The sequence below is a fragment of the Variovorax sp. CF079 genome (assembly GCF_900101545.1).
Taxonomy (GTDB): domain Bacteria; phylum Pseudomonadota; class Gammaproteobacteria; order Burkholderiales; family Burkholderiaceae_C; genus Variovorax.
The window spans coordinates 1-19,557 of sequence record NZ_FMZU01000007.1 but is presented as its reverse complement, the minus strand read 5'-3'; the positions used below and the strand labels follow the sequence as shown (position 1 = coordinate 19,557).

The 19,557-nt window shown below is 69.3% G+C and carries 19 protein-coding genes and 1 pseudogene; 12 read left to right on the top strand and 8 right to left on the bottom strand.

The window, feature by feature from the left end; all coding sequences use genetic code 11:
* Window positions 1–26: 26 nt before the first annotated feature.
* Both BLS74_RS10680 and BLS74_RS35530 read left to right on the top strand, forming a co-directional pair.
* Window positions 27–1,610 (top strand): phospholipase D family protein, encoded by a 1,584-nt coding sequence (locus tag BLS74_RS10680; RefSeq protein ID WP_093105536.1) that lies wholly within the window; start codon window positions 27–29, stop codon window positions 1,608–1,610.
* Window positions 1,611–1,672: 62 nt separating this feature from the next.
* Complete coding sequence (locus BLS74_RS35530; RefSeq protein WP_170855574.1) at window positions 1,673–3,136, top strand: methyl-accepting chemotaxis protein; 1,464 nt, start codon at window positions 1,673–1,675, stop codon at window positions 3,134–3,136.
* Here the strand turns inward: BLS74_RS35530 and BLS74_RS10670 are convergent.
* A complete protein-coding gene (locus BLS74_RS10670) occupies window positions 3,096–3,605 on the bottom strand; it encodes an Lrp/AsnC family transcriptional regulator (RefSeq protein WP_093106134.1) in 510 nt (169 codons plus the stop codon). The two genes, BLS74_RS35530 and BLS74_RS10670, sit on opposite strands and share 41 nt — an antisense overlap.
* Before the next feature lie 128 nt (window positions 3,606–3,733).
* Here BLS74_RS10670 and BLS74_RS10665 point away from each other — a divergent pair, with 128 nt between their 5' ends.
* Window positions 3,734–4,750 carry a 1-aminocyclopropane-1-carboxylate deaminase gene (locus BLS74_RS10665; protein ID WP_093105533.1) on the top strand — a complete coding sequence of 339 codons (1,017 nt, stop codon included), beginning with the start codon at window positions 3,734–3,736 and terminating at the stop codon, window positions 4,748–4,750.
* Between the two features lie 4 nt (window positions 4,751–4,754).
* Here the strand turns inward: BLS74_RS10665 and BLS74_RS10660 are convergent, their stop codons facing one another.
* Complete coding sequence (locus BLS74_RS10660; RefSeq protein ID WP_093105530.1) at window positions 4,755–5,732, bottom strand: Bug family tripartite tricarboxylate transporter substrate binding protein; 978 nt, start codon at window positions 5,730–5,732, stop codon at window positions 4,755–4,757.
* Between the two features lie 15 nt (window positions 5,733–5,747).
* Window positions 5,748–6,353, bottom strand: coding sequence for a nuclear transport factor 2 family protein (locus BLS74_RS10655; protein ID WP_093105528.1), 606 nt, complete (start codon window positions 6,351–6,353; stop codon window positions 5,748–5,750).
* 209 nt (window positions 6,354–6,562) lie between these two features.
* On the opposite strand from BLS74_RS10655, the gene BLS74_RS10650 reads away from it, so the two are divergent.
* Window positions 6,563–6,886, top strand: coding sequence for a hypothetical protein (locus BLS74_RS10650; RefSeq protein WP_093105525.1), 324 nt, complete (start codon window positions 6,563–6,565; stop codon window positions 6,884–6,886).
* Window positions 6,887–6,928: 42 nt separating this feature from the next.
* Here the strand turns inward: BLS74_RS10650 and BLS74_RS10645 are convergent, their stop codons facing one another.
* On the bottom strand, window positions 6,929–7,882 hold the full coding sequence (locus BLS74_RS10645; RefSeq protein WP_093105521.1) for a LysR substrate-binding domain-containing protein: 954 nt from the start codon (window positions 7,880–7,882) through the stop codon (window positions 6,929–6,931).
* A 106-nt stretch (window positions 7,883–7,988) separates the two neighbouring features.
* On the opposite strand from BLS74_RS10645, the gene BLS74_RS10640 reads away from it, so the two are divergent.
* The 8 genes from BLS74_RS10640 to BLS74_RS10605 all read left to right on the top strand — a co-directional run bounded on the left by BLS74_RS10640 (window position 7,989) and on the right by BLS74_RS10605 (window position 16,407).
* A complete protein-coding gene (locus BLS74_RS10640) occupies window positions 7,989–8,972 on the top strand; it encodes a Bug family tripartite tricarboxylate transporter substrate binding protein (RefSeq protein WP_093105518.1) in 984 nt (327 codons plus the stop codon).
* A 23-nt stretch (window positions 8,973–8,995) separates the two neighbouring features.
* A complete protein-coding gene (locus BLS74_RS10635; RefSeq protein ID WP_093105516.1) occupies window positions 8,996–10,546 on the top strand; it encodes a UxaA family hydrolase in 1,551 nt (516 codons plus the stop codon).
* Window positions 10,547–10,585: 39 nt separating this feature from the next.
* A complete protein-coding gene (locus tag BLS74_RS10630; RefSeq protein ID WP_093105513.1) occupies window positions 10,586–12,055 on the top strand; it encodes an NAD-dependent succinate-semialdehyde dehydrogenase in 1,470 nt (489 codons plus the stop codon).
* Between the two features lie 15 nt (window positions 12,056–12,070).
* Entirely contained in the window at window positions 12,071–12,871 is an 801-nt protein-coding gene (gene hpaI, locus BLS74_RS10625; protein ID WP_093105511.1) for a 4-hydroxy-2-oxoheptanedioate aldolase, read from the top strand.
* A 23-nt stretch (window positions 12,872–12,894) separates the two neighbouring features.
* Window positions 12,895–13,959, top strand: coding sequence for a tartrate dehydrogenase (locus BLS74_RS10620; RefSeq protein ID WP_093105508.1), 1,065 nt, complete (start codon window positions 12,895–12,897; stop codon window positions 13,957–13,959).
* Between the two features lie 176 nt (window positions 13,960–14,135).
* Window positions 14,136–14,834, top strand: coding sequence for an HAD-IA family hydrolase (locus tag BLS74_RS10615; protein WP_093105505.1), 699 nt, complete (start codon window positions 14,136–14,138; stop codon window positions 14,832–14,834).
* Window positions 14,831–16,057, top strand: a complete 1,227-nt coding sequence (locus tag BLS74_RS10610) for a M20 aminoacylase family protein (RefSeq protein ID WP_093105504.1) — start codon at window positions 14,831–14,833, stop codon at window positions 16,055–16,057. Before BLS74_RS10615 ends, BLS74_RS10610 begins: the two co-directional genes overlap by 4 nt.
* The gene (locus BLS74_RS10605) at window positions 16,054–16,407 is read left to right on the top strand and encodes a cupin domain-containing protein (protein WP_093106131.1); all 354 of its coding nucleotides are present in this window, start codon (window positions 16,054–16,056) and stop codon (window positions 16,405–16,407) included. The genes BLS74_RS10610 and BLS74_RS10605 overlap by 4 nt, the downstream gene beginning before the upstream one ends.
* 97 nt (window positions 16,408–16,504) lie before the next feature.
* Here the strand turns inward: BLS74_RS10605 and BLS74_RS10600 are convergent, their stop codons facing one another.
* The 4 genes and pseudogenes from BLS74_RS10600 to BLS74_RS35065 all read right to left on the bottom strand — a co-directional run.
* Window positions 16,505–17,662, bottom strand: coding sequence for an NAD(P)/FAD-dependent oxidoreductase (locus BLS74_RS10600; RefSeq protein ID WP_093105501.1), 1,158 nt, complete (start codon window positions 17,660–17,662; stop codon window positions 16,505–16,507).
* On the bottom strand, window positions 17,659–19,065 hold the full coding sequence (locus BLS74_RS10595; protein ID WP_093105499.1) for an FAD/NAD(P)-dependent oxidoreductase: 1,407 nt from the start codon (window positions 19,063–19,065) through the stop codon (window positions 17,659–17,661). The genes BLS74_RS10600 and BLS74_RS10595 overlap by 4 nt, the downstream gene beginning before the upstream one ends.
* Complete coding sequence (locus tag BLS74_RS10590) at window positions 19,062–19,442, bottom strand: (2Fe-2S)-binding protein (RefSeq protein WP_093105496.1); 381 nt, start codon at window positions 19,440–19,442, stop codon at window positions 19,062–19,064. The genes BLS74_RS10595 and BLS74_RS10590 overlap by 4 nt, the downstream gene beginning before the upstream one ends.
* A 20-nt stretch (window positions 19,443–19,462) precedes the next feature.
* A pseudogene (locus BLS74_RS35065) lies at window positions 19,463–19,557 on the bottom strand (Lrp/AsnC family transcriptional regulator); the annotation flags it as partial.

Sequence of the window (19,557 nt, the reverse complement as noted above, 5' to 3'; positions counted from 1 at the left end):
CGCGCGGCTACCATCCGTCCCGCGCCATGCCAGACCTTTTCGCCCGTCTTCTTCCGTTGCTGCGGCGTGCCGCCATGGGCCTGGCATGTCTTGCGGCGGGCTGTGCCGGCCTGCCACCGCGCGAGCCCCAGCCGCCCGAGCTGGCGACACCCGTCTCCGCACAGACCGAGCTGGGCCGCATCGTCGCCCCCTTCAACACCCAGCCCGATGAGCTGTCGGCCGTGCGGCCCTTGCCCCAGGCCAGCTTCGCGCTGGACGCCAGGCTCGAACTGATCCGCCGCGCGCAGGCTTCGCTGGACGTGCAGACCTACCAGCTCGGCAAGGACAAGACCGGCCTCCTGATCCTGCGCGAGCTGCGCGATGCCGCGCGGCGCGGCGTGCGGGTGCGCCTCTTGCTCGACGACTTCTATACGGGCGGGCTCGACCGCCTGCTGCTGGCGCTGGCCGCCGAGCCGAAGGCCGAGGTGCGCCTGTTCAACCCTTTCGTGAACGGGCGCGAGCACTCGGCCACGCGCTGGCTGGATTTCTTCACCGACTTCAAGCGGCTCAACCACCGCATGCACAACAAGCTCTTCATCGCGGACGGCGCCATCGCGATCGCGGGCGGGCGCAACCTCGCGGACGAGTACTTCCTGCGCAGCGAAGGCGCGAACTTCATCGACTTCGAGTTGCTGATGGCCGGCCCGGTGGTGCCGCAGTCCGCGCGCATCTTCGACGACTACTGGAACAGCGACGTGGTCTACCCCTTGCAGCGCATGGTGCGCGCGGCCGACCCGACCGAACAACTGGTGGCCGAGTTCGACCTCGCCACCTCGGCGCAGCACGCGCCCTGGCCCGATGCGCCGCCGGAGAGCGACATCCTCAGCGAGCCGCGCCTCGCCGAGCAGCTCGCGCGCGGCGAGCTGCGCTGGATGCGCGCCGAGGCCCAAGCCCTGGCCGACAGCCCGAACAAGGCGCTCGGCACCCGGCCGCCCGGCATGGAGACGCTGGCGCGCCGCTGGTACGCCACGATGGCGACTGCCAAGTCGCAAGTGCTGGTGATCTCGCCCTACTTCATCCCCGGCGACGAGGGCATGGAGCGGATCCGCGCCGCCCGCGCGCGCGGCCTGCGCATCACCATCATCACCAACTCGCTGGCCGACAGCGACGAACCGCTGGTCAACGTCAACTACAACCGCTTTCGCGTCGCGCTGCTTCAGACCGGCGTGGAACTGCTCGAGGTGAGCACGCAGCAGTTGAAGCGCAACACGCAGATCCGCCGCCTGCTGCGCCAGGCCCGCGGCCGCCTGCATGCCAAGCTGGCCCTGATCGATCGCGAGTGGGTGCTGCTCGGCTCGATGAACCTCGATCCGCGCTCCGAGCGGCTCAACACCGAGTTCGGCGTGCGCGTGCACAGCTTCGAGCTCACGCAGGCGCTGCTCTATGCCTACCTGCTGGACGACATCGAGGGCGTCTACCGCGTGGTCCTCAAGCCCGACGGCCAGAGCGTGCAATGGGTGGGCACCGGCGACGAGACCAACGAGGTGCTCGACGACGAGCCCGACTCGAGCATGCTGACGCGGCTGCAGCTGCTGCTGTTCTCGTGGTTTGTACCGACCGACCAGCTCTAAACAAGGCCCCCTCTCCTGCCGATATTCATCCGTACTCCCTTCACCAACTGCGGAGATCGAAGATGAATACATCGCTCGGCGGGGCCTCGGCCTCGCTGGACCTGGCCAGCCTGAGACGACAGGCCGACTCGTGGATGATGGGCGCGCTGACCCTGGGGTGCCTGATGGCCGCAGGCCTCGGTTTCGTCCAGGGGAGCTTCGGACCGGCGCTGGGCGCCGCTGGCCTGCTCATGGCGGTCGGCCTCGCGCTCCATGCGCTCGCGCGCGGCACCCTGCTCGCACGCTGCACGTTCCCGGTGCTGCTGATGGCCACCGTGGCGCTGCAGATCCAGCTCGGCATGGGGCGCGTCGAATACCACTTCGGCGTCTTCGTCACGCTGGCCTTTCTCCTCCTCTACCGCGACTGGAAGCCGCTGGTCATCGGCGCCGGCGCGATCGCCGTGCACCACGTGGCCTTCGACCGCCTGCAGGCGCTGGGCTTTCCGGTCTACTGCACGACCGAGCCGGACTTCGCGATCGTGCTGCTGCACGCCGGCTACGTGGTGGTGCAGACCGGCTTCGAGATCCTGATCGGCGAGCGCATGCGCCGCGATGCGGTCCAGGGGCACGAGCTGCACCAGCTGGTCAGTCGGCTGGAACAGGGCAAACGCCTCGCGCTCGACGGCGTGAACATCGAAGCGCGTTCGCCGGCCGCGCGCCTGCTGCAATCGGCGCTGCAACGCATCGCCGGCGCGATCGGGCATGTGGACCAGGCGTCGAGCACCATCGGCACGGCCGCGCTGGAGATCGCAAGCGGGCAGCAGGATTTGTCGAAGCGCACCGAGTCCACCGCCTCCAGCCTGCAGCAGACCTCGGCCTCGATGCACCAGCTCACCGAGACCGTGCAGCAGAACGCCGATGCCGTGCGCCAGGCCCGCGCGCTCGTGGGCTCGGCCGCGCAGGCCGCCACGCGCGGCGGCGCGGTGGTGGGCCAGGTGGTCGCCAACATGGACGAGATCACGGCCGCGTCGAAGAAGATCGGCGACATCATCGGCGTGATTGACGGCATCGCCTTCCAGACCAACATCCTCGCGCTCAATGCCGCGGTCGAGGCGGCGCGCGCGGGCGAACAGGGCCGCGGCTTCGCGGTGGTGGCGACGGAGGTGCGCAACCTCGCGCAGCGCAGCGCGCAGGCCGCGCGCGAGATCAAGGGCCTGATCGGCGACTCGGTGCTGCGCGTGGCCTCGGGCGCTCAGCTGGTCGAGGATGCGGGACGCACGATGGCCGAGATCGTCGCCGCCGTGCAACGCGTGACGGGCCTGATGGCCGAGCTCAATGCCTCCACGGCCGAGCAAAGCGACAGCATCGGCCAGGTGACCCAGGCCATCTCCCAGCTCGACCAGATGACGCAGCAGAACGCCAGCCTGGTCGAGCAATCGGCCGCGGCCTCGCGGTCGCTGCGCGAGCAGGCGACGGGGCTGGCCGAAGTGGTGAAGGTGTTCATGCTCAGGCCAGCGGGATCTGCGTCGTCGACAGCACCTGCTTGATCACAATGAAGGACCGGATCTGCCGCACGCCCGGCAGGTAGAGCAGCTGCTCAGCGTGCAGCCGGTTGAAGCTCTCGCTGTCGGCGGTGCGCACCAGCATGAAGTAGTCGAACTCGCCGGTCACGACGTGGCACTCCATGCAGCCGGAGATCTTCACCGCGGCCTTCTCGAAGTCGCTGAAGGACTCGGGCGTCGAGCGGTCGAGCACCACGCCGATCATCACCAGCATGCCCGCGCCGAGCGCCTGCGGATTCAGGAGCGCGACCGTGGCGCCGATCATTCCCGAGCGCTTCAGACGCTCGACGCGGCGCAGGCAGGCCGGCGGGCTCAGATGGACCTTGGCGGCCAGCGCCACGTTGGAGATCGAGGCATCGCGCTGCAGTGCCCGAAGAATCGATTTGTCGGTGCGATCGAGCAGAGACGCCGCTTCCGGCGCACTACGAACTTTTGTTGCTTGATTTTTGGCCATCGTGAAATGAAACGCTGACGAACTGATCAGCAGGATGCTCATGGTGCGTTGAAAGCCCAGTTTTCACAACCCTGTGAACCGCACTTCTTCCTACGATGGCCCCATCGCCGCACCCAAGGAGCATCGCCATGAACCTGAGCCGCTACCCCCGTTATCCGCTGACCTTCGGCCCCACGCCGATCCACCCCCTCAAGCGCCTGAGCGCACACCTGGGCGGCAAGGTCGATCTCTATGCCAAGCGCGAGGACTGCAACAGCGGCCTGGCCTTCGGCGGCAACAAGACGCGCAAGCTCGAGTACCTGATTCCCGAGGCGCTGGCCCAGGGCTGCGACACGCTGGTGTCCATCGGCGGCATCCAGTCGAACCAGACGCGCCAGGTCGCCGCCGTGGCCGCGCACCTGGGGCTCAAGTGCGTGCTGGTGCAGGAGAACTGGGTCAACTATTCGGATGCCGTCTACGACCGCGTGGGCAACATCGAGATGTCGCGCATCCTCGGTGCCGATGTGCGCCTGGACGCGGCCGGCTTCGACATCGGCATCCGCCCGAGCTGGGAGCAGGCCATGGACGATGTGCGCAAGGCCGGCGGCAAGCCCTTCCCGATTCCGGCCGGCTGCTCCGAGCATCCTTTCGGCGGGCTGGGCTTCGTCGGCTTCGCCGAAGAGGTGCGCGCACAGGAGGCCGAACTGGGCTTCAAGTTCGACTACATCGTGGTCTGCTCGGTCACCGGCAGCACGCAGGCCGGCATGGTGGTCGGCTTCGCGGCCGACGGCCGCGCAGACCGCGTCATCGGCATCGACGCATCAGCCAAGCCCGAGCAGACGCGGGCGCAGATCCTGCGCATCGCGCGCAGCACCGCCGAGCTCGTCGGGCTGGGCCGCGACATCGCCGAAGAGGACGTGATCCTCGACACGCGCTACGGCGGCCCCGAATACGGGCTTCCCAACGAAGGCACGCTGGAAGCCATCCGTCTTTGCGCGCGGCAGGAAGGCATGCTGACCGACCCGGTGTACGAGGGCAAGTCGATGCACGGAATGATCGACAGGGTGCGCCGTGGAGAGTTCGCACCGGGCTCGAAGGTGCTCTATGCCCACCTGGGCGGCGTGCCGGCGCTCAATGCCTACAGCTTCCTGTTCCGCAACGGCTGAGCGCTCACTCGGGCCGGATGTCGAGCTCGCGCACGATCCGGCTCCAGCGCTCCACGTCCTTCTGCACCAGCGCACGCGTGTCGGCGACCGAAAGCGCGAGCGGCTTGCCGCCGGCCTTGCGGAAGGTCTCGGTCACTTCCGGCATCGCGATCACGCGTGCGAGTTCGGTTCGCAAGCGCTCCAGGATGGCGGGCGGCGTCTTCGCCGGCGCGAACAGGCCGAACCACGATTCCAGTTCCAGCGGCGCCGCGCCGGTCTGCGCGATGGTCGGGATGTCCGGCTGCGTCGGGATGCGCGCCGCACCGGAAACCGCGAGCGCGCGCACCGTGCCGGCATCGATCTGGGTGCGCGCGGTCGACGAGAGATCGAAGAACAGGTCGACGCGGCCGCCGATCAGGTCCTGGTAGGCCGCCTGTGCGCCGCGGTAGGGCACGTGGGTCAGCTCCACGCCCGCCGCATGCCACAGCGCCGCGGCAATCACGTGCTGGCCCGAGCCGTTGCCGGCCGATGCGTAGTTGAGCTTCTTCGGGTTGGCCTTGGCGTGGCCGATCACTTCCTTCAGCGTGGCTTGCGGCAGCTCCTTGCGCGCCATCAGCGTGTAGCTGTAGGCCACGGCCAGGCCCAGCGGCTCGAAGTCGCGCAGGCTGTCGTAGGGCAGGTTGCGGTACATGCCCATGTTCAAGGCCAGGTTCGACACCGAGCCCAGCAGCAGCGTGTAGCCGTCGGCCGGCGCCTTGGCGACCAGGTCGGTGCCGACGACCGTGCCCGAGCCCGGCCGGTTCTCGACCACCACCGGCTGGCCCAGTTGCTTGCCCAGGCGGTCGGCCAGCGTGCGGGCGACGAAGTCGAAGCCGCCGCCCGCCGGCTGGGGCACGACGATGCGCAGCGGATGGTCGGGGTAGGCGCCCTGCGCGATGGCAGCGCATGCGGTGAAGGCCAGCGCGGCGCCGAGCGCCGCGCGGCGGGTGAGGCAATGGTCCATGGCGCGCTGCCGGGCTCAGCGCTCGAGCGCACCGCCGGCCAGCCACGCGGTGCCGCGGCGGTACAGCGCCTCGACCGCCTCGCCCTTCAGCATCGGCATGTCGAGCTTGACCGTGTAGCCGATGCGGGTCTGGATGTAGGCGAGATGGCGATAGCCCTCGGGAAACTTCGCCAGCGCTTCGGCATCGAGCTCGACGGTTGCGGCCGGGTCGACGGGATCGATGCGGTCCTTCTCGTAGATCGGCTGCCGATGCAGCAGCTTCCATTCGCCTTCGTGCCTGACGATGAAGTCGTAGAAGCGGCCGGTGCACACCACGTCGCAGAGCACGCCCTCGACCATGCCGCGCTGCGAGATGGTCATCTTGGTCTGCGCGATGGCGCGCTCGCCCGCCACCTCGATGGCCGAGCCGCCCAGGAAGTGCAGGATGCTCACGCCCTTGGCCCAACCCTCCCGCGTGACGCGGATGAAGTCGCGGAACGGGCCCTGGAACCAGGTGGCCATCATCACGCCCTCGGGATGCCACACGGTGGCGAAGCGCTCCCAGTCGCCGGCGTCGCGCCAGACCGCCCAGCGCTCGACCAGCCGGCGGATCAGGAGTTCCTGCTGCAGTGTCTCGTCCATGTCGTCTCCTTGGTGGCGCCGGAGTTTGCGCAAGGCGGCCGGCCGGCGCAAGGACGCGAGCGGAAATCAGTTTTCCTGGCCTGCACAGCCGTGGCGCGTGCAAGGCCGACGCCGGATAACGGATGCCGCCTACAGCCAATTTCGCTGGCGCTGGCAGCATCCCCCGGCCAACTTTGGAGGTCTGCGTGCATCTGGATGAATGTTTTGCAATGATCGCCCGGCTGAGTCCCAACGCCGCGAAGCTCGCGGCGCGCATGCTGCGCAAGGATCCAGCGGCGCCGGCGGAATGGGCCTTCGCGCTCGAGGTCGGCCTGGCGGACCGCGCCCAAGGCTCGGATCCGTTGACGACGGACGATCTGCTGCTGATCGCCATGGACAAGGATCCGAAGCATTTCCCGGCCGGCCCCGCGGCCGAGTACAGCGCGCAGCAGGTGCAGGCCATGGAGTTCGTCCGGGCAGTGCGGCGCAAAGGCCCTTATCCCGTTTCGGCCGCCTCCGCCCTGGGGGGCGATCTGCTCGCCGCTCCTCGATGAAGTCGATGCAGGCGCTCGACGGGAAGAAGCGCTGACAGGCCGCTACAGGGCAGCTTCGGTCGACATGCGCTCGGCCGCGGCGGCCCGCAGGCATCGCATCAGTTGCTCGGTAGCCGGCGTCGGGTTGCGCCCGTGCATCGTGATCATGCCAACCGGCGGCAGCTCGATCGGGACCGCCAGCCTGAGCGCCTTGACGAGGCCCTCGCCTTCGAAATGCCGCGCCACGCCAAGCGCAAGAAAGCCGGCGGCGGATCGCTCCCGGATGCAGCTGAGCGTCACGAGAAAGGATGCCGTCTCGACGATGTCCACAGGCGGCACCAGGCGATGCTTGTAGAACATCTGCTCGAGCTTCATGCGCGACGACGCCCAGGGCGGAGGCACCACCCACGGCCGTTGAACAAGCTGGCGCCAGGTCGGCCTGGCGGCGGACGCCAGTTCATGGTCGGGCCGCACCACGACGCACATGGGCTCGGCGTACAAGGCTTCGGTTTTCAGGTCCGGCGCCGCATACCCCGGCTCGAGCCGCCCGACGAAGAGATCCAGCTCGCCGACGCGCAAGCGCGGCAGCAGGCGGGTGAGATCTCCCTCCTCGATCATGACGGTGGTCTGTGTCGAACGCTCCTTCAGCAACGCGACGGCACGCATCAGCAAGGAGGGCGTGGCGACCACCATGGCGCCGACGCTGGTCCGGCCTGCCGCGCCGCTCGCCACGGCAGCGATCTCGTCGCGCGTGCGGCCGTAGTCGGCCAGCACCGACCGCGCGAATCGCACCACGGCCGATCCGTAGGCGGTCGGTTCCGTCCCGCGTGTCGAACGCACGAAGAGTTCGAGGTCGAACATGCGTTCGATCTCCGCCAGCGTCTTCGATACCGCCGGCTGAGTGACCGACAGGAATTCGGCCGCACGGCCGAGATGGCGGAACTCGTCGAGCGACACCAGCAACTGCAGATGCCGCAGCTTCAGGTTGGAGCGAAGCACGCGATCGATGGCAGGCATCGTTCATAACCCAATAGGAAAGAAGAGAGTCGGTAACTTCATTGGATTGTAATGATGAGACCCTGAACAATCGGCGCTTCCCACGATGCAATCAGGAGACAAGACAATGCGATCCAATCGCCGCCAGTTCATGCTGGGCAGCCTCGGCGCCGCCATGCTTCCATTCGCCGCCACGCACGCTGTCGCGGCCGGCTACCCCGATCGTCCCGTCACCTTCATCTGCCCCTGGCCCGCCGGCGGCACTGCGGACGTGACCATGCGCGCGCTGTGCACCGCCGCGGCCAGGGAGCTCGGGCAGTCGGTCGTGGTGGACAACAAGACCGGCGCCTCCGGGATGATCGGCCTGAAGGCGCTGGCGAGCGCCAAGCCCGACGGCTACACGATCGGCCAGATCCCGATCTCGGTGACGCGCTTTTCGCAGCTCGGCATGGTGCAGGTCGATCCCCTCAAGGACCTCAGCTACATCGCGCGCGTTTCGGGCCAGACCTTCGGCATCGCGGTGCGTGCCGAAGCGCCCTGGAAGACGCTCAAGGACCTGGTGGCCGACGCCAAGGCCAACCCCGACAAGATCACCTACGGCACCGCCGGCCTGGGCGGCGCGACGCATGTCGGCATGGAGGAGTTCGCCATCGCCGCCGGCGTGAAGTTCAACGCCATTCCCTTCAAGGGCGGTGCGGAGGCGCTGCAGGCGCTGATGGGCGGCCACGTCGATGTGCTGGCCGATTCCAGCTCCTGGGCGCCGCATGTCAAGTCGGGCAAGCTGCGCCTCCTGGCCACCTGGGGCGAGCAGCGCACGACGGAGTTCAAGGACGCGCCCACTTTGAAAGAGGCCGGCTACAACGTCGTGGTGGATGCACCCAACGGCATCGGCGCGCCGAAGGGCCTGCCCGCGGACGTCGCCGCCCGGCTGCGCGCGGCCTTCAAGGTCGCCGCCGCGAGTCCGGAATTCGCCGCCGCCTGCGCCAGGATCGACGCGCCGCTCATGTACCTCGACGCGCCGGACTACGAGAAATACGTGAGCGCCAGCGTGGCCAAGGAAAAGTTGCTCATCGAGAGGCTCAAGCTCAAGGAGCTGATGAGCAAGAACTGAGGCGAACCCGCCAGGAGATCTGCATGACCGCTGTTGCCACCGCTGCCGTCGCCGCCCCTTCGCCGCTCATCCGGCTGCACGAGAACGACAACGTGCTGATCGCCCGCGCCCCCATCGCGCTGGGCCAGGCATTGCCGGAGCTGGGCCTGCGCGTGCGCGCGCAGGTGCCTGCCGGCCACAAGATCGCGGCGAGCCGGATCGCCGCCGGCGAGAAGGTCAGGAAGTACGACACCGTCATCGGCGCAGCCATGCGCGACATCGAGCCCGGCGAGCACGTGCACACGCACAACCTCGAGCTGGTCGACTTCGACCGCGACCCGGGCTTCTGCGAGGACGTGCGCCCCGTCGACTACGTCCCGGAGGCCGAGCGCGCCACGTTCATGGGCATCGTGCGCCCGGACGGCAGCGTCGCCACGCGCAACTTCGTCGGCCTGATCTCGTCGGTCAATTGCTCGGCCACCGTCATCAAGCAGATCGCCGCCCACTTCACGCCGGAGCGCCTGGCGCCGTACCCGAATGTCGACGGCGTGGTGGCCTTCGCGCAGACCAGCGGCTGCGGCATGTCGTCGCCGAGCGAGCACTTCGACGTGCTGCGCCGGACCATTGCCGGCTATGCGCGCCATCCGAACCTCGCCGGCGTGCTGATCGTCGGCCTCGGCTGCGAACGCAACCAGGTCGCCGACCTCGTGGCATCGCAGGGTCTCGTGCCCGGCCCGCATGTGCGAACCTTCGTGATGCAGGACACCGGCGGCACCCGCGCCACCATTGCCGCGGGCATTGCGGCCATCGAGTCCATGCTGCCCGCCGCGAACGACGTGAAGCGCCAGCCGGTCAGCGCGGCGCACCTGAAGATCGGCCTGGAATGCGGCGGCTCGGACGGCTTCTCCGGCATCACTGCCAATCCGGCGCTGGGCGCGGCGATGGACATCCTGGTGCGCCACGGCGGCACCGCCATCCTCTCGGAGACCCCGGAAATCCATGGCGTGGAGTTCATGCTCACGCGCCGCGCCGTGAGCCCGGCAGTGGGGCAGAAACTGCTCGACCGCCTCGCCTGGTGGGAGGAGTACACACGCGGCCACAACGGGCAGTTCAATGGCGTCGTGGGCCCCGGCAACCAGGCCGGCGGGCTGGCCAACATCTTCGAGAAGTCCCTCGGGTCTGCGATGAAGGGCGGCACCACGCCGCTGCAGGCGGTGTACGAATATGCCGAGACTATCGACAAGTCCGGCTTCGTGTTCATGGACTCGCCCGGCTACGACCCGGTGGCCTCGACCGGCCAGATCGCCAGCGGCGCAAACCTGATCTGCTTCACGACCGGCCGCGGCTCGATGTTCGGCTCCAAGCCGTCGCCGACCATCAAGCTCGCGAGCAACACGGCCATGTTCACCCGTCTCGAGGACGACATGGACATCAACTGCGGCCTGATCCTGGACGGCGAACTCGACGTGCAGCAGATGGGCGAGCGCATCTTCCAGCACATCCTGCGCGCCGCTTCGGGTGAACCGACCAAGAGCGAGTTGCTGGGCCTGGGCGATCACGAGTTCGTGCCCTGGCACATGGGCATCGTGAGCTGAGCCTTCCTTCGTTAGCCCAACCCACCGATTCCCGGAACCATGCCCCTGACGCTTTCCCAACCCGGCCTGCTGCGCAGCGCCAATTTCATTGCCGGCGAGTGGCGCGCCGCCACCGGCCGCACGCTCGACGTGACGGATCCCGCCACCGGAGGACGGATCGCCCAGGTGCCGGACAGCGGCGCCGATGAGGCGCGCGCCGCCGTCGACGCCGCGCACAGCGCGTTCACCGCCTGGCGCAAGCTTCCCGCCAAGCAGCGCTCGCAGATCATCAAGCGCTGGAACGACCTCGTGATGGCGAACCAGGACGACCTGGGGCGCCTGGTCTCGCGCGAGCAGGGCAAGCCGCTGGCGGAGGGAAAGGGCGAGATCGCCTACGCCGCCAGCTACATCGAGTGGTTCGCCGAAGAGGCCGTGCGCGCCAATGGCGACGTCATTCCCGCCCCGCTGCCGGGGCGCCGCATGTTCGCGCTCAGGGAGCCGGTGGGCGTGGTCGCTGCGATCACGCCGTGGAATTTTCCCGCCGCGATGATCGCGCGCAAGATCGCCCCGGCGCTGGCCGCCGGCTGCACCGTGGTCTGCAAGCCGGCCGAGGACACGCCGCTGACCTCGCTGGCGCTGGTTGCGCTGGCCGAACAGGCCGGCGTGCCGCCCGGTGTGCTCAACATCGTCACCGCCTCGCGCGAACGCACGCCCGAGGTGGTGGACGTCTGGCTGGACGACCCGCGCGTGCGCAAGATCACCTTCACCGGCTCCACGCCGGTGGGCAAGCACCTCGCCCGTCGTTCGGCCGACACGCTGAAGAAGCTGTCCCTGGAGCTGGGCGGCAACGCGCCCTTCATCGTGTTCGAGGATGCCGACCTCGATGCTGCGGTCGAAGGGCTGATGGCCGCCAAGTTCCGCAACGGCGGACAGACCTGCGTGTGCCCCAACCGCGTGTTCGTGCACAGCAGCGTGCACGACGCCTTCGCCGACAAGCTCGGCGCGCGCGTCGCGGCGCTCAAGATCGGGCCCGCCACCGATGCCGCCTCGCAGATCGGCCCGATGATCAATGTCCGCGCGGTCGAGAAGATCGAGCGCCATGTCCGCGACGCCGTCGCCCGGGGCGCGCGCGTGCTCGCCGGCGGCGAGCGCCTGGCGGCGCTGGGACCCCACTACTACGCACCCACGGTGCTCGTCGACGTCGACGCGACGATGGCCTGTGCCTGCGAGGAAACCTTCGGGCCCGTGGCACCGATCACGCGCTTCGACACCGAGGCGGACGTGATCGCGCAGGCCAACGACACGCCGTTCGGACTGGCCGCGTACTTCTACTCGCAAGACCTGCGTCGCATCTGGCGGGTGGCCGATGCGCTGGAGTCGGGCATCGTCGGCATCAACGAAGGCGCATTGGCCGCCGAGGCCGCGCCCTTCGGCGGCGTGAAGGAGTCGGGCTATGGCCGCGAGGGCTCGGTCCACGGCCTGGACGACTACCTGCACACCAAGTACGTGTGCCAGGGCGGGCTGGACTGAATGGAAGCAACGGTCATGAATAATTCCTTCAAGCACGCACTGCTCGCCAAACAGCCGCAGATCGGTCTCTGGCTGTCGATGGCGCAGCCCTACAGCGCGGAAGTCTGCGCAACCGCCGGCTTCCAGTGGCTGCTGATCGACGGCGAGCATGCACCCAACGATGTGCGCAGCACCCTGGCGCAGCTGCAGGCGGTCGCGGCCTATCCCGGCCAGCCGGTCGTGCGCGCCGTCAGCGGCGACACCGCGCTGATCAAGCAGTTGCTCGACATCGGGGTGCAGAACCTGCTGGTGCCCATGGTCGACACGGCTGCACAGGCGCGCGCGCTGGTGGCGGCCACCCGCTATCCGCCGGAGGGCGTGCGCGGCGTCGGCGCTGCCGTGGCGCGGGCCTCGCGCTGGGGTGCCCGGCGCGACTACCTGGGCGCTGCCAACGACGAGGTCTGCCTGCTGCTGCAGGCCGAGACCGTCACCGCCCTCGACAACCTCGAAGAGATCTGCGCCGTCGACGGGGTGCACGGCGTGTTCATCGGCCCCGCCGACCTGGCCGCGTCGATGGGCCACCGCGGCGCACCGGGGCATCCCGAGGTCCAGGCCGCCATCGACCGCGCCATCCGCACCATCGTCGCGAGCGGCAAGGCGGCCGGCACGCTGACCGCGGACCTCGCGCTGGCACGCAAGTACCTCGAGCTCGGTGCCACCTTCGTGGCGGTCGGCATCGACGTCACGCTGCTCGCACAGGCCGCGCGTCGCCTGGCCGGCGAATTCGGCCTCGGCACCGAGAGCGCCATGAGCGCCGCCGGCGCATCCGCGTACTGAACATCGACAAGAAGGCAGACACCATGAGCAAGACGCTTCGCATCGCCGCCATTCCGGGCGACGGTATCGGCAAGGAAGTGATGCCCGAGGGCCTGCGCGTCCTCGAGAAGGCCGCGCGCCGCTTCGGCATCGAACTGGCCGTGACGCACATCGACTGGGCCAGTTGCGACTACTACGTCAAGACCGGGCAGATGATGCCCGACGACTGGAAGTCCCGGCTCGAAGGCATGGACGCCGTCTACTTCGGCGCGGTCGGCTGGCCGGACACGGTGCCGGATCACATTTCGCTGTGGGGCTCGTTGCTGAAGTTCCGGCGCGAGTTCGACCAGTACGTGAACCTGCGCCCGGTGCGTCTGTTCGAAGGGGTGCCCGGGCCGCTGGCCGGCCGCAAGCCCGGCGACATCGACTTCTACATCGTGCGCGAGAACACCGAGGGCGAATACACCAATCTCGGTGGCGTGATGTTCGAGGGAACGGAGCGCGAAGTGGTCGTGCAGGAATCGGTGTTCAGCCGCTTCGGCGCCGACCGGGTGCTGAAGTACGCGTTCGACCTCGCGCAGTCCCGGCCGCGCAAGCAGCTCACGGTGGCGACCAAGAGCAACGGCATCGCGATCAGCATGCCGTGGTGGGACGGTCGCGCGGACGCGGTCGGCAGCGGCTATCCCGAAGTGAAGGTGGACAAGCAGCATATCGACATCCTGTCGGCGCGCTTCGTGCTGCAGCCGCAGCGCTTCGACGTCGTGGTGGCCAGCAACCTGTTCGGCGACATCCTGTCCGACCTGGGACCGGCCTGCACCGGCACGATCGGCCTGGCGCCGTCGGCCAATCTCAATCCGGACCGCAAGTTTCCTTCGTTGTTCGAGCCGGTTCACGGGTCTGCGCCCGACATCTACGGCAAGGGCATTGCCAACCCGGTGGCGATGATCTGGTCGGGCGCGCTGATGCTCGATTTCCTCGGACATCGCGAAGCGCACGATGCGATCGTGCGGGCCATCGAGCAAGTGCTGGCGGCGGGCCCGCGCACGGGCGACTTGGGCGGCAAGGCAACGACGATCGAGATGGGTGAGGCGATCAGCGCGCTGATCTGAAGGCCCTCGTCGCGGCCTGCCGACGTCGGCGGGTCGCACGCGGCAGAAGAAGATGCCGGCACGGCGCGGACAACGAAATCCTGTGCCGCAGCGCAGACCCAGTTCGGTTCGGCCATGCAGAAAGCGGCCCCTATGCTCATGGCACCGGCATTGCCGTCATCACTGGAGCTTTCACCATGTCCCTGCAAGATTTCAAGGTGCTCACCTTCGACGTCGTCGGCACGCTGATCGATTTCGAAGGCGGCATGCTCGCCTACCTGCGCTCTGCCGTGCCCGAGACCCGCGTGACGGACGAGGACTTCCTCGCCGCCTACCGCTATGCGCGCGCCGACGGCAAGGCCGGCTGGTACCCCGACGATCTGGAGCGCTGCTGGCACGCCATCGCGCCGAAACTCGGCCTGCCCGACACCGACGCGCTCGCGCAGGGCCTGCGCGATTCGGTGGCGCAGTGGCCGGCGTTCCCCGATTCGGTGGAAGCACTGAAGCGGCTCGGCAAGCGCTTCAAGCTGGTGACCATGACCAACGCGCAGCAGTGGGCGCTGGCCCATTTCGACAAGACGCTGGGCTCTCCCTTCGACATGCTGCTGAGCTGCGACGACGCGTTGTGCGAGAAGCCCGATGCACGCTACTTCGCCTACGCCCGCGGCCGCTTCGAAGGCGCCTGGGGTTACAAGCAGGCGGACAACCTGCACGTGGCGCAAAGCCAGTACCACGACATCGGCATCTCCAAGCAGCTGGGCATCACCACCTGCTGGATCGAGCGCCGCCATGGGCAGAAGGGTTCCGGCGGCACGCTCGAGTCCAAGCACACCCAGCCCGACTACCACTTCCACACGCTGGCCGAACTGGCCGATGCCGTCGAGGCCGGGCGTTGACGCTGCAGGCGATCGCCGCGCCGGTCGCCGACCTGCTGCCCGAACTGGTCGCGCTGCGGCGCGACCTGCATGCGCATCCGGAACTCGCGTTCGCGGAACGGCGCACGGCCGGCGTGGTGGCCGCGGCCTTGCGGCTGCTCGGCCTCGAAGTGCATGAAGGGGTCGGCGGCACCGGCGTGGTCGGCACGCTGCGCTGCGGCAGCGGCGTGCGCAGCGTGGGCCTGCGCGCCGACATGGACGCGCTGCCGATGGTCGAGCTCGGGCGCGCCGCCCACGCCAGCCGCACGCCGGGCGTGCACCACGGCTGCGGGCACGACGGCCACACCAGCATGCTGATCGGCGCCGCGCGCCAGCTGGCGCGCTCGCGCCGCTTCGACGGCACGGTGCACTTCATCTTCCAGCCGGCCGAAGAGGGCAAGGGCGGTGCGCGCGCGATGATCGATGACGGCCTGTTCGAGCGCTTCCCCTGCGACAGCGTCTATGCGCTGCACAACTGGCCCGACCTGCCGCTGGGCTACGCGCAGACGCGGGCCGGCCCGATCATGGCCGCGGCCGACCGCTTCGACATCGTGCTGCGCGGCCGCGGCGGCCATGCGGCGCAGCCGCATCACACGCCCGACGCGATCCTTGCCGCGAGCCAGCTCGTCGCCCAGTTGCACACCATCGTCTCGCGCCGCATCGACCCCGGCGAATCGGCGGTGCTGTCGGTGACACGCATCGAAGGCGGCCACAGCCACAACGTGCTGCCCGCGGAGGTGTCGATCACCGGCACCGTGCGCAGCTTCGACGCCGCATCGCAGGACCGCATCGAGGCCGCGCTGCGCGCCACCGTCGATGGTGTGGCGCTGGCCAGCGGCACCCAGGCCGAAGTCAACTACGTGCGCTACTACCCGGCCACGGTCAATACCAGCGACGAGGCCGTGCTCGCGCTCGCCGCGGCCAACGCCATCGGCCTGCAAGCCGACACGGCGCCGCGCGCGGCCTTCACCTCGGAGGACTTCGCCTTCATGCTGAAGCGCCGGCCCGGCGCCTACCTGTGGCTGGGCCAGGGCCGCGCCGATCCGGGCCCGGAGGGCGATCGCGCGCTGCACCACCCCTGCTACGACTTCAACGACGATGCGCTGCCGCTGGGCGTGCGCTGGTTCTGCGAGGTGGCCGAGCGCGCCCTTGCCCCGCCAGCCGAACCCGCATCCCCTCCTCCTCTTTCCTCTTCATCCTCATAAGCATCACCGTTCTGCACCAATCGGCCACCATCGATGGCCTGCAAGACCAGGGCACGCCCGCGCGCCCGCTGAGCGAGCTGCCGTGCCGCCTGCGCGGCATCGACGTCGAGCTGGCAGGCGCCGGCGGCAACAACAGCGGCATCTGGGAATGCGAACCCGGCCGCTTCGAACGCCAGCTGCCCAACGCCGAGGTCATGCACATCCTCGCGGGCGCCTGCACTTTCACGCCGACCGGCGGCGAGCCGCTTCAGATCCGCGCGGGGGACACGCTGTTCTTTCCGCAGCACACCACCGGCGAATGGCAGGTGCATGAGACGCTCCGAAAAGTCTTCGTGGTGATGGCGATGTAGGGGCCCGCACAGGCTCGGAGTGCATTGGGTCTTGACTCCGGACGCTTTGTGAGGGTTAGGGTGAGGGCACACCGCCCGCCTCCGCACCCCAACCGCTTCAGGCCGCCTGCTTCGCCAACTCGGAAGCGAACCGGCCGATCGAGAAGCTCTCGATCGGCGTCGACGTGCGCCCGGTGGCGATCAACTCGGCCATCGTCTCCCCCACACCCGGGCTGATCGCGAAGCCTTCGCCATTGAAGCCGAAGGCGTAGTGCAGGCCCGGCACGCGGGCGCTGGGGCCGATCACCGGCTGCCAGTCGCCGGTGTAGCCCTCGATGCCGCTCCACACGCGGATCAGCTGCACGTGCTCGAAGGCCGGCACCAGGCGCCGCAGCTCGCGCAGCTGGCGCAGCACGTTGTCGGGTTTCACGTAGGCACGGATCAGGTCGGCATGCGCCGGCCCCTTGAGTCCGCCGCCGAAGACGATGTTGCCGCGCGCGATCTGGCGGAAGTACAGGCCCTCGTGCTCGACCGGCGATGAGACGCCGATCGACGGGCCGATCGCGTAGGGCAGCGGCTCCGTCACGCCCATCTGCGGGCCGCGCGCGTCCATCGGCACGGCTTCGCCGAACTGCTCGGCCATGCGGTTCGACCAGGCGCCGCAAGCCACCAGCAGTTGCGGCGCGCGAAAGCGCCGGCCGTCTGCCGTGTGCGCGACGAAGCCGGTGCCGTCGCGCTCGACGTGCATCACCTCGGCATGCTCGACGATGTTCGCGCCGGCGCGCAGGGCCGCGCGCGCGAAGGCCGGGCCGGCCAGGCGCGGGTTGGCATGGCCATCGTTCGGCGAGAGCGAACCGCTCACCACCTCGGGCGCGAAGATGCCCCAGCGCCGGCGCAGCTGCCCGGCACTGAAGAGCTCCAGGTCGAGGCCCAGCGGCTTCACGTCCTTCGCATGCTGCTCCAGCACCGCGGCCTGCTTCTCGGTGTAGCAGACGCGCAGATGGCCGTAAGGCACGAACTCCAGGTCCTCGCCCAGCAGTTCCTTCACGCGGCCCCAGACGGCGCGCGCGCGGTTGGCCAGCGGCATCTGCGCCAGCGCGCGGCCCTGGCGCCGCACATTGCCGAAGTTGGTGCCGCTGGCCTGGCGGCCCACCAGCTCGCGCTCGAGCAGCGTGACCGACAGGCCGTGCTCGCGGCGCAGGAAGAAGGCGGCGGTGGTGCCCATCAGGCCGCCGCCCAGTATCAGCACGTCGGTGTCATGTGGTCCCGGGCTCATGCCTGCACCTCGCGCGTATTCATCATCAGGGGCTTGACCGGCGCCTGCGTGCGCAGCCGTCCCACTTGCTCGACAGGAATACCGCAGGCCTGCGCCACGATCTCGGCCGACGCATGGCCGCAGAAGCGGCCCTGGCAGCGGCCCATGCCGACGCGGCTGAAGGCCTTGGCGCGGTTGACTTCGCGGCTGTCCATCTCGTTGACGCAACGCCGCAGTTCGCCGGCCGTCACGGCTTCGCAGCGGCACACCACCGCATCGTCGGGCAGTGCCGCGGCCTGCGCGTGCGGCCAGGGAAAGGCGCGCGCCAGGCCTTCGCGGAAGCGGTCCATCTGCGCCAGCGTGCGGCGCAGCGCGGCGGACTCGGCGTCGTACAGCACGCGGCCCGGCGCGTGACTCAGGTCGGCGAGCGCCGCCAGCGCGGCCAGTCGGCCGGCGGCCTCGGCGCCGTCGGCCCCGAGGATGCGGGCGCCATCGCCGGCGAGGTAGACGCCCGGCGTGCTGCTGCGTCCGTCGGCATCGATGCGCGGCAACCACTGCCGGCTCAGCGGCTCGAAGTCGAACTCGCAGCGCGCGAGATCGGCCAATTGCGTCTCGGCGCGCAGGTGCCAGCCCAGGCCGACCGCATCGCATTCGAAGCGCTGTTCGCGACCCTTGGTATCGAGCACGGCCACGGCTTGCACGCCGAGGCCATCGTCGCCGTCGATGCGAAGCGGCGTCACGCCCTGCAGCACCGGCACGCCGGCACGGCGCAGGCCGCGGATCAGCGCCAGGCCGCGCAGCGCGAGCCGCGGCCGCGCGAAGAGGCCGGCCAAGGCGCCCCAGGGCTTGGCGGCCGGCGCGGTGTCGAGCACCGCCGCCACCTGCGCGCCGGCCTGCACGTACTGCGACGCGACCAGGTACAGCAGCGGCCCGCTGCCGAGGAAGGCGACGCGCGTGCCGATCGCGCAGGCCTGCGCCTTCAGTGCGATCTGCGAGGCGCCCAGGCTGTAGCAGCCGGCGCGCTGCCAGCCGGGCACGGGCATCAGGCGGTCGGTGGCGCCGGAACACACCAGCAGCGCATCGAAGGGCAGCGTCTGCGGCTCGCCCTCGCGCACCACGTGCAGGGCGCCTTCGCTCAGGTTCCAGGCCAGCGTGTCGGGTCGGTAGTCCAACTGCGCGCGCAGCGCATCGAAGTCGCGATGCAACGCCTGCGCCTTGGCGGCCTCACTGCCATAGAGCTTGGCATAGGGGCGCTTGAAGCCTTCGGGCTGGCGGCGGTAGATCTGGCCGCCGTCGCGCCGGCTCTCGTCGATGACGATGGGCCGCAGCCCGGCCTGCACAAGGGCCTGCGCCGCGCGCACGCCGGCGGGGCCGGCGCCGACCACGACGATGCGTGCGGGATGAGCGAGCGATGCAGGGCTCATGCTGCCGCCCCCGAGGCATGGCGCTGCACGGATTGCAGCAGGTCCGGCGTCGCCGGCCAGTGCTGCGCGGGCGGCCGCGTGCACACCGACATGCCCGCCGTCACGGGGGTGGAGCAGGCGCGCAGGCGCTCGCCGGCCGGCGTCCACACCCAGCAGTCCTGGCAGGCGCCCATCAGGCAGAAGCCGGCCCGCGCCCCGTCGCCGAACTCGCTGTCGCGCACGCGCCGGCCGTGGGCGAGCAGCGCCACCAGCAGGGTGTCGCCGGCCAGCGCGGTGGCCGGCTGGCCGTCGATCTGCAACGTCAGCATGGGTCTGTCGGTTTCGGCCAGCCGGACGAAGCGGGCAGGCGGACGGGAGCGAGGCGGGGTGTCGGGCATGGACGAAACGGAAGCGCCGGTCAGCGCTGGTTGGGAAACAGCCGTTCGATCGGACAGTGCGTCTTGATGAACGGCGACTTGATGACGATGTAGCTGAAGTACTTCGCAATGCCGA

Coding starts and splice junctions, on each gene's coding strand:
- BLS74_RS10680 (WP_093105536.1), top strand. CDS start 27: ATGCCAGACCTTTTCGCCCGTCTTCTTCCGTTGCTGCGGCGTGCCGCC.
- BLS74_RS35530 (WP_170855574.1), top strand. CDS start 1,673: ATGAATACATCGCTCGGCGGGGCCTCGGCCTCGCTGGACCTGGCCAGC.
- BLS74_RS10670 (WP_093106134.1), bottom strand. CDS start 3,605: ATGGCCAAAAATCAAGCAACAAAAGTTCGTAGTGCGCCGGAAGCGGCG.
- BLS74_RS10665 (WP_093105533.1), top strand. CDS start 3,734: ATGAACCTGAGCCGCTACCCCCGTTATCCGCTGACCTTCGGCCCCACG.
- BLS74_RS10660 (WP_093105530.1), bottom strand. CDS start 5,732: ATGGACCATTGCCTCACCCGCCGCGCGGCGCTCGGCGCCGCGCTGGCC.
- BLS74_RS10655 (WP_093105528.1), bottom strand. CDS start 6,353: ATGGACGAGACACTGCAGCAGGAACTCCTGATCCGCCGGCTGGTCGAG.
- BLS74_RS10650 (WP_093105525.1), top strand. CDS start 6,563: ATGATCGCCCGGCTGAGTCCCAACGCCGCGAAGCTCGCGGCGCGCATG.
- BLS74_RS10645 (WP_093105521.1), bottom strand. CDS start 7,882: ATGCCTGCCATCGATCGCGTGCTTCGCTCCAACCTGAAGCTGCGGCAT.
- BLS74_RS10640 (WP_093105518.1), top strand. CDS start 7,989: ATGCGATCCAATCGCCGCCAGTTCATGCTGGGCAGCCTCGGCGCCGCC.
- BLS74_RS10635 (WP_093105516.1), top strand. CDS start 8,996: ATGACCGCTGTTGCCACCGCTGCCGTCGCCGCCCCTTCGCCGCTCATC.
- BLS74_RS10630 (WP_093105513.1), top strand. CDS start 10,586: ATGCCCCTGACGCTTTCCCAACCCGGCCTGCTGCGCAGCGCCAATTTC.
- hpaI (WP_093105511.1), top strand. CDS start 12,071: ATGAATAATTCCTTCAAGCACGCACTGCTCGCCAAACAGCCGCAGATC.
- BLS74_RS10620 (WP_093105508.1), top strand. CDS start 12,895: ATGAGCAAGACGCTTCGCATCGCCGCCATTCCGGGCGACGGTATCGGC.
- BLS74_RS10615 (WP_093105505.1), top strand. CDS start 14,136: ATGTCCCTGCAAGATTTCAAGGTGCTCACCTTCGACGTCGTCGGCACG.
- BLS74_RS10600 (WP_093105501.1), bottom strand. CDS start 17,662: ATGAGCCCGGGACCACATGACACCGACGTGCTGATACTGGGCGGCGGC.
- BLS74_RS10595 (WP_093105499.1), bottom strand. CDS start 19,065: ATGAGCCCTGCATCGCTCGCTCATCCCGCACGCATCGTCGTGGTCGGC.
- BLS74_RS10590 (WP_093105496.1), bottom strand. CDS start 19,442: ATGCCCGACACCCCGCCTCGCTCCCGTCCGCCTGCCCGCTTCGTCCGG.